At 42.4% G+C, this 13,706-nt stretch carries 10 protein-coding genes; 6 read left to right on the top strand and 4 right to left on the bottom strand.

Features of this window, described 5'->3' with window-relative positions:
* Positions 1–225: 225 nt before the first annotated feature.
* On the bottom strand, positions 226–2,367 hold the full coding sequence (locus ACGHEH_RS08360; RefSeq protein WP_390443911.1) for a DUF6351 family protein: 2,142 nt from the start codon (positions 2,365–2,367) through the stop codon (positions 226–228).
* Between the two features lie 156 nt (positions 2,368–2,523).
* Between ACGHEH_RS08360 and ACGHEH_RS08355 the strand changes: the two genes are divergently transcribed.
* From ACGHEH_RS08355 to ACGHEH_RS08330, 6 genes are all read left to right on the top strand, one after another.
* Positions 2,524–2,916 carry a hypothetical protein gene (locus tag ACGHEH_RS08355; RefSeq protein ID WP_390443908.1) on the top strand — a complete coding sequence of 131 codons (393 nt, stop codon included), beginning with the start codon at positions 2,524–2,526 and terminating at the stop codon, positions 2,914–2,916.
* Positions 2,917–2,947: 31 nt separating this feature from the next.
* Positions 2,948–3,316, top strand: a complete 369-nt coding sequence (locus tag ACGHEH_RS08350; RefSeq protein ID WP_390443907.1) for a hypothetical protein — start codon at positions 2,948–2,950, stop codon at positions 3,314–3,316.
* A gap of 91 nt (positions 3,317–3,407) precedes the next feature.
* Positions 3,408–3,893 (top strand): DUF411 domain-containing protein, encoded by a 486-nt coding sequence (locus ACGHEH_RS08345; RefSeq protein WP_390443904.1) that lies wholly within the window; start codon positions 3,408–3,410, stop codon positions 3,891–3,893.
* Complete coding sequence (locus ACGHEH_RS08340; protein ID WP_390443901.1) at positions 3,893–5,650, top strand: efflux RND transporter periplasmic adaptor subunit; 1,758 nt, start codon at positions 3,893–3,895, stop codon at positions 5,648–5,650. Before ACGHEH_RS08345 ends, ACGHEH_RS08340 begins: the two co-directional genes overlap by 1 nt.
* Positions 5,651–5,665: 15 nt before the next feature.
* A complete protein-coding gene (locus ACGHEH_RS08335) occupies positions 5,666–8,824 on the top strand; it encodes an efflux RND transporter permease subunit (protein ID WP_390443898.1) in 3,159 nt (1,052 codons plus the stop codon).
* Positions 8,825–8,917: 93 nt separating this feature from the next.
* The gene (locus ACGHEH_RS08330) at positions 8,918–9,154 is read left to right on the top strand and encodes a hypothetical protein (RefSeq protein ID WP_390443895.1); all 237 of its coding nucleotides are present in this window, start codon (positions 8,918–8,920) and stop codon (positions 9,152–9,154) included.
* A 108-nt stretch (positions 9,155–9,262) separates the two neighbouring features.
* Here the strand turns inward: ACGHEH_RS08330 and ACGHEH_RS08325 are convergent, their stop codons facing one another.
* From ACGHEH_RS08325 to ACGHEH_RS08315, 3 genes are all read right to left on the bottom strand, one after another.
* Positions 9,263–11,395 (bottom strand): TonB-dependent receptor, encoded by a 2,133-nt coding sequence (locus ACGHEH_RS08325; RefSeq protein ID WP_390443893.1) that lies wholly within the window; start codon positions 11,393–11,395, stop codon positions 9,263–9,265.
* 80 nt (positions 11,396–11,475) lie between these two features.
* Complete coding sequence (locus tag ACGHEH_RS08320; protein WP_390443890.1) at positions 11,476–12,819, bottom strand: histidine kinase sensor domain-containing protein; 1,344 nt, start codon at positions 12,817–12,819, stop codon at positions 11,476–11,478.
* The gene (locus ACGHEH_RS08315; RefSeq protein WP_349287632.1) at positions 12,816–13,496 is read right to left on the bottom strand and encodes a response regulator transcription factor; all 681 of its coding nucleotides are present in this window, start codon (positions 13,494–13,496) and stop codon (positions 12,816–12,818) included. The genes ACGHEH_RS08320 and ACGHEH_RS08315 overlap by 4 nt, the downstream gene beginning before the upstream one ends.
* Between the last annotated feature and the right edge of the window lie 210 nt (positions 13,497–13,706).

The raw sequence follows: 13,706 nt of genomic DNA, 5'->3' as shown, positions 1-13,706 counted from the left end.
TTCATAATTAATCCCTGTAGGTGCTGACTTTATGTCGCGCACAAATGCGCTGGGTGAACCCGTGTCGACAGATATAAAAGCATTGATGGACCCGACATAAAGTCGGTGCTACCGGGTCTTAATTTAGTCAATGTGCAGATGACATTTTAGAACTGATCGTATTGATCTGTAGGCACAATTTTATGTCACTCATAAAAGCGCGGGATAAACCCGCGCCTACAGATGTTAAATATTACTTGGGCGCCCCATATCACCAAGCTCATAATTACACACCCCATGGGGGAAAACAGTCTTTAATTGATCAACTAAATTTGTAATAGGGTGGGTCCCGTACATGCCTTTTTCTATTGCTGTTTCGACATCAATTAAATGGCATTTGAAGATGTCGCCAGCCCAAGGGCCGCCCGATTCAATTCGACTGGTACTAAACATTGGAAAACGTGACTGACATGCGCCGTCTGACTTTTGATTCCACTTTCCATCAAACACATCCTCGCCTTTTGCATAGGTACTGCCATCGGCTTCGAAGCAGGTATCGCCTAACTCTTGTGGCTTTGCCTCAATGACACTCAGGTTAGGGTTTTGTTTAAGGTTTAAAAGCCATTTATCTATCATGGCAAATGCAGCTTGTGTTGGGTCATGATCTTTATGGGCGACCCAAATAATGTGATTTTTATGATCGCCATTGGCTTTATCTATTCGTAAACGACTATAAAATGAGGCTGACATATGATGCATATCTAACTCATTTTCAAGGTAATGTCTGGCATCAATGATTGGCAGGTCAACTTTGCCAATAAAGACCTGGCCCGAGCGGTAAGCTGCCTCAATGGCTTCAAGGCTGGCAGTATGACGCTGTGCTGGGCCATGGTTTGCTTCATAAATGTTTTCACTGCCCCAAAGAGAGAGCCAAAGTGGTTTGTGAGGACCAAGCGGTGTAAGGATATGCTCTACTTGCATTGTGGGCTGTGACTTCCAAGCCCCAATGTTGTAGTTGATATCAAAAAACTCCTCGATACTTATCTTATTCTCAAGAAGTGCATTTAACCCATATTGCACCCCCACGTTGTCCCAAGTTGAACGGCCAAAACCTTGCTTGTCTGTGCCGAGCACATGTTTCATGTCTTGCCAATAACTCCAGTTATTCTGTTCTACCACAGAATCGGCGAATAAAGGTCTTAAAAATCCCTGTTTTGGGTTGTTAATATAGGCAGATAGCCCAAAGTAGCCGTTTATACATTCGCTGTTACCATCGGGAAAGCTCGGCACAAACCCAGCCATAAGTTGATTTAGAGGTTGCAGAAAACCTGCCCGTTGCGGAAAGTCATTAATGGCATTCATGCCTTCAATTAAGCGGCGTCTATCCCAGTCTCGCCATGCCTTTCTATCATTGGCTCTAAAGGTAAAATAGTTGTTTAACAGGTCGCAATCGAGCGCATAGGTGGTTTGGCTGATCATATCCGGATAACTATAAAGGGGCAGCAAGCCGTCTAAAATGCCAGTGCTATTTTGAGCGATCAGATACTGCGCAAGGCCGCCACCCGAGCCGCCTACACCCACTGTATAAAGTGGCTCACCATACAAACTAGTGAATTGCTTTTTAACTCTCCGAGCGGTGTCTTCTGCTAGTAGCATGTTATAGGTATAGCTGGTTTTATTACCGCTAGAGCTGATAATGGCGTAACCATCAAGCAGTTGGTCAACTTGACGCTGCATAACTTTATGGGTTTTTTGTCGACCTTGTCTAAAACCAATCCCTGAGCCGCCATTAAACTGATATACCAGTCGATTGTTCCATTTAGACTTTGCTAATCTGTCTCCCACTTCTTCAGGCTTGATAGGCATGACAATAGTATAAATAAAGCGATTAATTGTGCCTTGCTCCGCTCTAAATAGTGCTCCTTGATAGTTTTTGGCCTGTTCAATGGTGAGTTTTTCGGGCTGTTTATCGGTATTGATGGCAAAGTATTGTAAGTGTGATTTAACGCCACAGTCTTTACTGAAACCCAAAAGTTCACCGGTTTCACTTGTGACTGGTACACCTAGACCTTCTTGGTTATCTACTTCAGGCTGACCGACTTTTGAATCTACTGACATGCAAAAGAAGGGGTATTGGTTTGGCCCGGAATATAAATTGGTTGTAGGCCCAACTCCACCAAGCGGAATGGGGAAGGGGTACGTCTCTTCAGGACGTTGGTGTTCAGAAATATGGGGGTAAAAATCGATCAAATAGTTATATTCAGCAGGTGCAATTGATTTCACCTGTCTTGCAAGGAATGGATCTGGCGGGGTGAGTTGCTGCCATGCAATAAAGGCAATAATTGCGCTTAAGAGCCCACCAATGATCCACAACGTTAGTTTACTCATAACATCACCTTTGGATTATGGCGTTCTCTTTAAGTTTAGAAATAACTTCAGTACTCCGTTGTTATTTGTTTGTTAATTAATCGGTTTTTATATTTAACCGCTTTTTGCTAGTATCTGGATTTAGCATTTCGCAGGTATGAAAAAGGAAATAAGGACATGAAGCTATTAGTTAAGCCTAATAAAAAACTCATTGAAAAAATAAAACAATTTTCTTGGTACAGCTTGGCAATGTTAATTGTTGTTGTGTTTGCAGGGCCAGAAATTTTCGTAGCGATGGAGCTGACTTTGATGCTTGAAGTCATGGGGGCATCGACGTTCTGTATGTTCTATTTAAGCGCCATCAAAGCTTTCTTTGAACCTTATCTAAAAAAACTTAAACCCTATTTTGAACGCTTCGCTCAGTTTGAAGGGCACAGCTTTTTTGTTTTGAAATACAAGCAATATAAGCAAATGCCCAGTATGTTAATGCATGCTGTGCCTGCAAATACTTTACTGCTAGGCTATTTAAGTATAGTTACAGGCTTTGCCATCCTGACAAAAATTGTTTAGCATTAGTAGCAGTTAAATCTATTGAGTTGTTATGTTCAAATTCATCGCATCAATCATGCTGTTTTTAAGTTTAGTTGTTTCGCCATTTGGCCAAATGACGGCTTTTGCTGCCCATGAATGTGATATGACCATAATGACTAAAGATAGCATGATGCACCATACTATGGCGCAAGATGGAATGTCGAAAGACATAATGTCACAAGACGAAACAATGTCTTCAATGGATTGCTGCGAGGTTGAATGTGTTTGCCCGATTAATGCCTGTCATGCTTTTACTTATGTACCTCAATCAGTTCAGACGCTTGGCTTTTTCTCTAGTTTTGAAAAAATTCAAAATGCGTCGTTAACGCCACCAGCAGCAACGATTTCTAACCTCTATCGCCCGCCGATTTTTGCCTAACCTAGGATAAGTGCGCCTAAAATTTGGCGTATGTGTCCGATTAATCACCTATTTTATTGTTTTGTTTTTATTGTGATTAGGAGCGCAGGCGATGCGAGTTTTCTCAAAGTTAATTTTTTCACTTTCGTTATTTTTAAGTATTTTTTCAAACAACAGTTTTTCACAAGACAAAGCCATAGAGCTACTGGTTGCGAAAACCCCGACTTGTGGCTGTTGTACCTTATGGTTAGATCATCTCACCTCGCAAAGTATTAAGGTCGAAGGGAAAAACTGTTCGCCCCCGCAAATGAGCGAAATAAAAAGCCAATACGGCATTGAAGCGCGATATCGCTCATGTCATACCGCAGTGCATGCCGATGGGTTTGCCTTCGAAGGTCATGTACCTGCGAAATTCATTAAGCAGTTTTTGCAATCTCCCCCTGAAAACGCCATTGGGTTAAGTGTACCTGCTATGCCACTAGGCTCACCTGGGATGGAAATTGATGAAAGGTTTCAAGCCTATAAAGTGCTGTTATTAAAAAAAGATGGCAGCTACGAAGTATTCGCTGAAGTAAACAGTTACGAGGAGCAATTCTGATGTCGAAATTTATTACCAATGCAGTATTGCTCAGTTTAGGCATTGCAGCGGGCAGTGCAGGTATGTACTTTTATTCCCAATCAAATGCAGATCACAGTGCGCATGCTGAACAAAGCGATGAAAAAAAGCCGCTGTATTGGGTTGCGCCAATGGACTCGAACTACCGTCGAGATAAACCCGGCAAATCTCCAATGGGCATGGATCTAATTCCTGTATACAAAGAGTCTAATAGCGAAGATGAGCACGGGCCGGGAGCAATTAAAATCTCTCCTGAAGTGATAAACAACTTAGGAGTTCGAACTGCGCAAGTCACACTGAGAGACATGACGGCAACAATTAATACCGTGGGTTATATTCAGTATGACGAAGACAACCTTGTACATATTCACCCGCGGGTATCGGGTTGGGTTGAGCAACTATTCGTTAAAACAACTGGTCAAAAAGTTAAAAAAGGCCAAGCGCTCTATACCTTGTATTCTCCAGAGCTTGTAAACGCACAACAAGAGTTTTTAATCGCTTTGCGTGGCAAAGAGTTTGGATTAATAGAAGCCGCCAAGGCTCGATTAAGAGCGCTTCATATTGACGATATTTTTATCGAGCAGTTACAGCGAGACAAAAATGTTAGCCAGAATGTTACTTTTTATGCGCCGCAAAATGGGGTGGTTGCCAACTTAAAAATTCGTGAAGGTTATTACGTGCAACCGGGCACAACCATGATGAGCATTGGCGATTTAAGCAATGTCTGGGTTGAAGCCGAAGTCTTTGAGCGTGATGCAGCGTCGGTAACGGTTGGTTTGCCCGTGCACATGACTCTAGACTATCAACCAGCCCGAGCTTGGCATGGTGAAGTTGATTACATATATCCAACGCTAGATGAAAAAAATCGTACGCTACGTGTACGTCTTCGTTTTGAAAACAAAGATGGTGCGCTCAAGCCAAACATGTATGCGCAATTGCAAATAAGCGGTAAAACAAAACAAGATAGCATTCTTACGCCAATCGAGTCAGTTATAAGAACGGGCAAACAAAATCGCGTGGTCTTAGCGTTGGGTGATGGGCAATTTAAGTCTATTGCCGTGCAAATTGGCCAAGTCTATCAAGATCAAATTGAAGTATTAGAAGGTCTCAATGAAGGCGATACCGTCGTCACATCGGCGCAATTCTTGATTGACTCTGAATCGAGTAAATCCTCTGACTTTAAACGTATGGAATTTGCCGAAGAGCCAACTTCTGTATGGGCTGAAGGGGTGGTTACCGCAAAGTCAGATTCAGAGCAAAGTGTAACAATCGACCATGCGCCAGTTGAAGCATGGCAATGGCCACAAATGATGATGGATTTTGGCGTGCTTAATCAAGCTGACTTTGATGCGCTAGAAGTAGGCCACAGTTTACATTTTGAGATCACCAAACAAGATGATGGCAGCTATCCGGTTTCAGCCATTCACATAATGGGTAAAGCTGAAGTCGCAGCGCCAGATACACAAGCCACCGTAAATGGTGTGATCAATGCCATTGATTTTGACGTTCGTATCATCAATATCAGTCGTGAAGCCATTGAAAAGTGGGGCAGAGGGCCTGCAACGATGGACTTTGAGGTTATCAATAAACTGGATATTTCAACGTTCAAAACGGGTGATAATATCGAATTTACTTTTGATACTGCACAAGATTTTAAAGTCATCGCCATCAGCAAAGTAGCCGATAAAAAGGTTATGCAGGATGGTGATATGCCGATGAGCGAACACGCTAACCACTAATCACGAGGAGGCAATATGATTGCAGCTATTATTCGCTGGTCTATCAGCAACCGCTTCTTTGTGGTGTTGATGAGTTTAATTTTAGTTGGTGCAGGATTGTTCTCGTTAAAGAACACGCCTGTTGATGCCATTCCCGATTTATCTGATGTACAGGTGATCGTAAAAACCAGTTATCCCGGTCAATCACCGCAAGTGGTCCAAGATCAGGTCACATTCCCGCTCACCACTGCCATGTTATCGGTGCCGGGTGCACAAACGGTAAGGGGTTACTCCTTCTTTGGCGACTCTTACGTTTATATCATTTTCGACGATAAGACCGACTTGTACTGGGCACGCTCGCGGGTGCTAGAGTATTTAAGCCAAGTTGCGCCAAGTTTACCCAGTAGTGCAAAACCTCAGCTGGGTCCTGATGCCACTGGGGTGGGTTGGGTATATTTATATGCGTTAGTCGATAAAACAGGCAAACACGACATTAGCCAACTGCGCAGTATTCAAGATTGGTTCTTAAAATACGAATTGCAATCTGTAGCAGGTGTCTCAGAAGTCGCCGCAGTTGGCGGTATGGTGAAGCAGTACCAAGTACAAGTTGATCCTGATAAGTTGCGTGCCTATGGTATTCCGTTAAATCATGTGCAAACAGCATTACAGCGGGGCAATCAAGAAACAGGCGCATCGGTGCTTGAAATGGCTGAAGCGGAATATATGGTTACCGCGACGGGTTATATTCAAAGTGTGCAAGATATTCTGCAAATTCCTTTAGGTGTGAATAAAAAAGGCGTGGCGCTTACCATTGCCGATGTGGCCGTGGTCAATCTCGGTCCGCAAATGCGCCGCGGTGTTGCTGAGCTAAACGGTGAAGGCGAAGTGGTTGGTGGCGTTGTGGTGATGCGTTTTGGTGAAAACGCCAAAACCACCATTGATGGCGTGAAAGCTAAACTAGAATCGCTAAAAGCGGGCTTACCTGAAGGCGTTGAAATTGTCACTGTATATGATCGCTCAGCTTTAATTGATCGAGCAGTCGACAATCTCTGGGGCAAACTCACCGAAGAGCTGATAGTTGTTGCTCTGATCTGTGCAGCTTTCTTGTTCCACTTACGTTCTTCAATTGTGGCAGTGATAAGCTTACCTATGGGTATTCTAGTCGCCTTTATCGTCATGTATTTTCAAGGGATTAATGCCAACATCATGTCGTTAGGCGGTATTGCGATAGCCATCGGTGCGATGACAGATGGTGCCATCGTAATGATTGAAAACATGCATAAACATATGGAAAAGACCCCACTGACTGATGAAAACCGTTGGCAAGTGGTGGGCAAAGCCGCCAGTGAAGTAGGGCCTGCGCTATTCTTTAGCTTGCTGATTATTACCGTAAGTTTCTTACCTGTATTTATTCTTGAAGCTCAGGAAGGGCGCATGTTCGCGCCGCTTGCGTATACCAAAACCTATGCCATGGCAGCATCTGCTGGTTTAGCGATTACCTTAGTGCCTGTGTTAATGGGTTATTTTATTCGCGGTAAGGTATTACCTGAGCGTAAAAACCCGCTGAATAGATTACTAATTGCTATCTACATGCCAGTTCTGAAAGGCGTTTTACGTTTTCCTAAAACCACAATTTTGGCGGCGATTACAGTTACAGTGGTTGGTTTTTATCCTCTAGATAAGATCGGCAGTGAGTTTATTCCGCCTTTAGATGAAGGCGATTTAATGTATATGCCAACGACGTATCCGGGCATTTCTATTGGTAAAGCCAGAGAGTTGTTGCAGCAAACCGACAAGCTAATTCGCACTATTCCTGAGGTTGAGAACGTATTTGGTAAAGTGGGCCGTGCTGAAACCGCTACCGATCCGGCGCCGCTTACTATGATCGAAACCTTTATTCAGTTAAAACCTAAGTCACAGTGGCGCGAGGGTGTTACCACTGAGAGTTTGAAAAAAGAGCTGGATGCATTGGTGAAACTACCCGGTGTGACCAATGCTTGGGTTATGCCAATCAAAACTCGTATCGACATGCTGGCAACGGGCATTAAAACACCTGTAGGCATAAAAGTGGCAGGGCCAGATCTCGATGTTATTCAAGATATTGGTCAACAGCTCGAAACGCTTTTACCTAAACTGGACGGCACGGCGTCAGTATATTCAGAGCGCGTTGCTGGTGGTCGTTATATCAAGGTTGATATTAATCGTATCAAGGCGGCCCGTTATGGTTTAAATATCGCCGATGTACAGCAAGTGGTTGCAACAGCCATTGGGGGAATGAATGTAACCCAAACCGTTGAAGGGCAAGAGCGTTATCCGGTGAACTTGCGTTATCCGCAAGACTACCGTAATTCACCTGAGCAATTAGCGCGAATGCCGATGGTGACACCGACAGGCCAGCGTATTGCATTGGGTGATGTCGCGCATGTTTATATCGAAAGTGGTCCGCCGGGTATCAAGAGCGAAAACGCCCGTTTAAATGGTTGGACATATATTGATATTGAAGACATTGATGTCGGCAATTATGTTGAAAATGCCAAAGCGTTACTTACCAAAGAGCTTGAGTTACCTGCTGGCTATTCAATTAATTGGGCCGGGCAGTATGAATATATGGAGCGCGCCAAAGAGAAGCTGAGCTATGTTGTGCCGTTAACGCTGGCGATTATAGTTATTTTACTTTACCTCAACTTTAGACGTTTGAGCGAAGTTGTGGTGATCATAGCAACATTGCCGATGGCGATGATCGGTGGATTATGGCTTATGTATCTAGAAGGTTTTAATTTCTCGGTTGCTGTTGGCGTTGGTTTTATTGCTCTGGCTGGTGTTGCTGTAGAAATTGGCGTGATCATGTTGGTGTATTTGAATCAAGCACTGCTAGATTTAAAAGATGAACACAAAGCCAAAGGCACAGCCATTGGTAAATCTGATTATTTAGAAGCCATTTTACATGGCGCAGGGTTACGTGTTCGACCTGTGATGATGACAGTGGCAACCATCATTATAGGTTTGTTACCGATTTTATATGGCCATGGCACAGGCTCTGAAGTGATGAGTCGAATTGCAGCACCTATGGTCGGCGGAATGTCGAGCGCGGTGCTGCTTACTTTGATTGTCTTACCAGCGGTTTATTGTTTAATGAAAACAGGTGAGGTCAAAAAGTTTAATGAAAAGTTAGGATCACCTAGGCGTTTGCAATAATAAAGTAGGTATGGTTTTATAGCTAGAGATTAAAAAAGGAACAATTTTTAATCTCTAACAACATTCTATAAAAATAATTTATAAGGAATCATTATGAAAACTTTACTAACCAGCGTTGTCGCAGCTTTGACAATGGGGGTATCTGTATCAGCTTCTGCATATATTAATTCTTTCCCTGAATATTACGGTCATGTTACCTGCCATAAGCCTGTTGCAGGCAATCCATTTAACATTTTATGGAGTAAGCAATTAAGCTCTTGGGAAGAGGGCGATGTGCTAATTTCCCTTTGTAAATCACAAGGTGGTTTTGCAGCAGATCACAGAACTTGATTTTAACCGAGTATAAAAAAGAGAGTTCAACCTAGGGTTAAACTCTCTTTTATATGATTACAGTTTAAATCATTAAATGCCTTAAGTTTTGATTTCCTTCCAGCAAATTTAAAACTGATAAGACACACTTAAGCGTATATCACGGCCAGGCTCATACATACCTTTTAATGTTTCATAGCCCTTTCCAAACTTACTAAAGTCGCCAACACTGCCGTGGCTTCGGTATGTTTCGTTAAATAAGTTTTGAATAGAAAGGTCAAAACGTAACTGCTCAGTTGGTTCGTAACGTGCGTATACGTCAACTAAGTTGTAGCCTTCTTTATCGATGCTACCTAGCTCATCTACCCAGCCTAATTCTAAAGAGCGGTGCATTACTTCGATATCATTTAAATCCGCAACATACTTAAAATTAAAGCCTGTTTTGATGCTATCTGTTACTTCATAATTAAAGTTGATATTCAGTGCGTCACCTACAGCATTACCAAGTCCACCATACTCATAGGCATTAATATCTACGTTATTGCGAATGACTTGCTTTTTGCCGCCTTCTACTGAACTATCAGGCCAGATAAATGGCATATTATTTAGTACAACATCGTTATGGTTAAAGCTTATTAACACATCAAATTGATTTGCTTGGTAGCCTGCAACAAGTTCAACTCCTTTGCTTTCTAAGTCGCCGATATTTTCGTAAAAAACGCCTTCACGACCTTTGAATTTATCGAATACCACACCATTGATAGTACTCTGGTAAACAGATGCTTCGAATAGCCATGTGCCATCGTTGTATTCAAGGCCAAGCTCAATGTTTTCTACCTCTTCAGGCGCGAGTTCAGGATTGTCGTTTACTTCACCTGCGGTAAATGCATCAGCAACTTGGCGGCCTCTCAAGGCTTCTGCATAGCCTGCGCTCAAGGTAATGTTTTCAGCTAATGTGTATTTAAATCCGATGTTTTTACTAAAGCCGTCTTGTTTTTTAACTGAAAAGTCTTTGCTCTTTGTGACAGGGTTACCTTGCGCATCATGCTCAACAACCCATTTGCCATCAACTTTAACCCAGTTTGCTTCAAGACCTGTGTGGTCTAGCTCATAGGCGTCATAACGTACACCAAAGCTGAGTAATAGGTCAGGAGTAATTTGCCAATGGTCCTGAGCATACACACCAGTCACAGTACCGTCTTCGTTTGCTTTGCCGCCAAATGCTTCGTATGACTCAGAATTAACTTCATCATTCTTTTGTTCAATACCATAGGTTAGAACGTGATCGCCTAGGTCACTGGTATTTCTAATATCGAAACCTGTGGTCTTAATACCTGCATTCCAAGTGTAAAGCTCGCGCTTTAAAGAAGACTCAGTTGAGTAAAGCGTGGTTTCTAAGTTAATGAATTCGTTTAAATAAAGCGCATGGTTTAGCACTAAAGTTTCACGATCTGACCATGTTTTGAATAGTGGTGCGTCAATGGTTTGAACCCAGTTTGTTTGCTTACCAAACTCGCCTTCTTCTTCGCGTGTTTCGTAACTTACAGTGATAAATTGGCTGTCACTAATTTCGGCATCTACTTTAACAAAGCCCAGAGTTTGATCTGAGCCTGTTCCGGGGATCAAATCACCTTCGCCATCTTCCATATTGTCTCGGCTGACATTTACATAAGACGCTAACACGTTCACTGAATCAGTAACACGACCATATAATGCAACACTTTGCTTGTTGGCATCGTTAGAGAAAATACTCGCTTTTGCCAATCCACCAAACTGCTCATCCGCATCTAATAAGTCGTTTGCAGTTTTTGTTTTAAAACGAATGGCACCACCGACTGCGCCACTGCCAGCTGTTGCTTCACCAGCACCCGCTTGTACTTCAACACTACGTAATAATTCTGGCTCAATTGACACACGGCCGACGTGGTGGAAAAGCGTACTAGTTTGTGGCGCGCCATCAACAGTGATGTTCATCATCGAGTCTTCTAAGCCACGTACAAATACCTTTTGTACAATACCGAGTGAACCGCCAACCGTAATAGAAGGGGTCGCTCTAAAGATATCTTCTAAATCATTGGCTTGGTAATTATCTAATTGCTCAGGCGTAATTTCTGAGTTGGTTGTTGCACCGACAACGACAATTTTTTCAATGTCTTTGTTGTCAGTGTCTTTTTCGGTTGCAAGGGCTTGAGTACTCAATAAGCCGGCAATAAGGGTAGATAGTATTTTTGTTTTGAACACAGGAGTCGCTTTAAAAGTCATGGGACATCTCTAATTACTGATATTTTATAAATCAGAATTATTCCTATTTGCAATTGTGATTGGTAGCACTTTTACAACTGTTACATTTGCAACTTTGGAATGGTGATTTTAACGCTGAGGCCGCCGCCTTTTTGATTAAGGGCATAGATATTTGCACCAACACTTAAAAGGTGACGTTTAGCCAATGCTAACCCTAAGCCAAAGCTGTCACTTTCAGCCATTCTGCTGTCGTCAACTCTAAAGAAGGGTTCGAAGATTTTATCTAGCAAGTGCTCAGGGATCCCAGGACCCGAATCATTGATTTCTAGTAGGTAATGATCTTGCTGTTGTGTGAGTCTAACCGAAACGGTTTCTTTGCATGGCGTGTACTTTAGGGCGTTGCGAAGTACGTTTTCTATCGCTGGGCAGAGTGCTTTATGACTTGAGTCAGAGATCACTGCAGAATTCGGTAGTTCACTCTCTATGAACTTACAGGCGAACTCGAATCTGGCGTCTTCAATCAAGACATCGAGTAAATCAACTAACTCTACTTGTTCCTGCTTGATTTTGGGCTGTTCATTTTCGAGCCAAGCAAAAGTGAGGGTATTCTCAACAAGTTTTCTAATTTGCTTAGATTCCCTTGAAATACGTTCTAAATGCTGTGAGCTATTACTCGAGTCAAAGTTCTCAACGGCAATATCTAAACGAGTTAATGGCGTTCGCAACTCATGAGATAAGTCAGCTATGAGCTGCCTTTGATTCTCGATAAGCTCTCCAATTCTTGATGCCATTGAATCAAACGTATTGGCAAGGTGAGACAACTCATCATCACGTTTAGCAAAGTGTTGGCCGACTCGAACTGATAAGTCACCCTTGCTGAATGCGAGGGTGGCATTATCGAGGCGGTGTAATGGCGTAATAATGTGCCTATATAGAATCAAGGTGAGTAATATTAGTAGCGCCATCGGAATAACTATCTGTAGAGCAAATTTCGTTGTTAACCAATGTGTGCCCGGTCGCATTCGCTCAGGTAATCGAATTAGAAAACTGGCGCCATACTCTTGAAAAGGCAACTCCATAATCGGGTTATCAGAAAAGTAGAGGTGGATCTTCCAATCAATGCTGCGCCCAAAATGATAATAACCAACGATGTCTTTATCGTAAGGTTTACCCGCAAATTGCTCAGCTTTAAAACCGACGACAGACACCCACACGTTCTCTTGTTGCTCTATGTCTTGAAGGTACTTTTGTAACCCAACAAAGTCCTTTTGAACGTAATATGACTCTGCTTTTTCGCCCCAAGCCCTTAACTCAGCTCTATGCTCAGCTTTTATAAAGCTCATTTTCTCTTCGGTTTTTAAGGTAATGGTGTGAACCAAATAGAAAAATGTCACTAGGCCTGTTGCAAGGATAAAAAACAGTTTCCAGAAAATCTTACGCTTCATTTAAAACAGTACCCTTTGCCATGCACTGTTTGTAAGCGATCTCCCTGCCAGCCTGCTTCATTAAGCTTGCGCCTTACACGGCTTAAATGCATGTCGATGCTGCGGTCGTATGCCCCCAGTTTTTTATTTAATACAGCTTCGTGCAACTCCGCTTTTGGGATAATAACGTTTTGCTTACTAAGCAGGTTCCACAATAATTTAAATTGTATGGGGGTAAAATCTAAAAGTACATCATTAAGGTGTACTTGCTGTGTGTTCACATTTATAGATAAGCCATCAAAGTGCATATGTTCTTGGCTGCTACTTTCTATGTCGGGCTTGGCACGGCGTAATAGACTTTCAATACGAAGAAGTAATTCTTGACTGTTAAAAGGTTTGGCGACATAGTCATCAGCCCCATGAGTAAATCCCAATATTCGCTCTTCTTCAGCGCCTTTGGCCGAAACCATGATCACGGGGATCTGACTTACTTGTCTTAATTGTTTAAGCAGAGTGACTCCATCAAGTTTTGGCAGCATTTTATCGAGTAATACGAGGTGATGTTGCTCCGATTTGGCTTTATTAAAACCATGTTCCCCATCAAAGCATTGTTCAACGAGGTAGCCTGCTTTTTTCAGTAAGTCTGATAAATAATTGCTGAGTGTAATGTCGTCTTCAATGAGGAGAATAGAGGTCATGGAATATATTATTGCAAATGGAAACTGTTATTATTTGCAATAATAAGCTTGTCAGACGGATGTGTAAATCATTATGTTCCTTTCTTGGGGTAGTTTTAGAAGGTTAACTAAATCAAAAATAGCATTTAAAACATACTGTTAATATTTTTACTCGAGTTTGTTTAGATGTGAGGTATCTGAGGGTAATTAGATAACTTGCTCAGTTACAGT

It is taken from the genome of Pseudoalteromonas sp. MTN2-4 (assembly GCF_042848605.1).
Lineage (GTDB): Bacteria > Pseudomonadota > Gammaproteobacteria > Enterobacterales > Alteromonadaceae > Pseudoalteromonas.
Note: the sequence above shows the minus strand (reverse complement) of the source record. Positions and strands in the feature narration are given on the sequence as shown.

Excerpts from the sequence above, each read along its gene's own strand:
- ACGHEH_RS08345 (WP_390443904.1), top strand. The coding sequence starts at position 3,408 with ATGCGAGTTTTCTCAAAGTTAATTTTTTCACTTTCGTTATTTTTAAGT.
- ACGHEH_RS08330 (WP_390443895.1), top strand. The coding sequence starts at position 8,918 with ATGAAAACTTTACTAACCAGCGTTGTCGCAGCTTTGACAATGGGGGTA.
- ACGHEH_RS08340 (WP_390443901.1), top strand. The coding sequence starts at position 3,893 with ATGTCGAAATTTATTACCAATGCAGTATTGCTCAGTTTAGGCATTGCA.
- ACGHEH_RS08315 (WP_349287632.1), bottom strand. The coding sequence starts at position 13,496 with ATGACCTCTATTCTCCTCATTGAAGACGACATTACACTCAGCAATTAT.
- ACGHEH_RS08335 (WP_390443898.1), top strand. The coding sequence starts at position 5,666 with ATGATTGCAGCTATTATTCGCTGGTCTATCAGCAACCGCTTCTTTGTG.
- ACGHEH_RS08355 (WP_390443908.1), top strand. The coding sequence starts at position 2,524 with ATGAAGCTATTAGTTAAGCCTAATAAAAAACTCATTGAAAAAATAAAA.
- ACGHEH_RS08350 (WP_390443907.1), top strand. The coding sequence starts at position 2,948 with ATGTTCAAATTCATCGCATCAATCATGCTGTTTTTAAGTTTAGTTGTT.
- ACGHEH_RS08325 (WP_390443893.1), bottom strand. The coding sequence starts at position 11,395 with ATGACTTTTAAAGCGACTCCTGTGTTCAAAACAAAAATACTATCTACC.
- ACGHEH_RS08320 (WP_390443890.1), bottom strand. The coding sequence starts at position 12,819 with ATGAAGCGTAAGATTTTCTGGAAACTGTTTTTTATCCTTGCAACAGGC.
- ACGHEH_RS08360 (WP_390443911.1), bottom strand. The coding sequence starts at position 2,367 with ATGAGTAAACTAACGTTGTGGATCATTGGTGGGCTCTTAAGCGCAATT.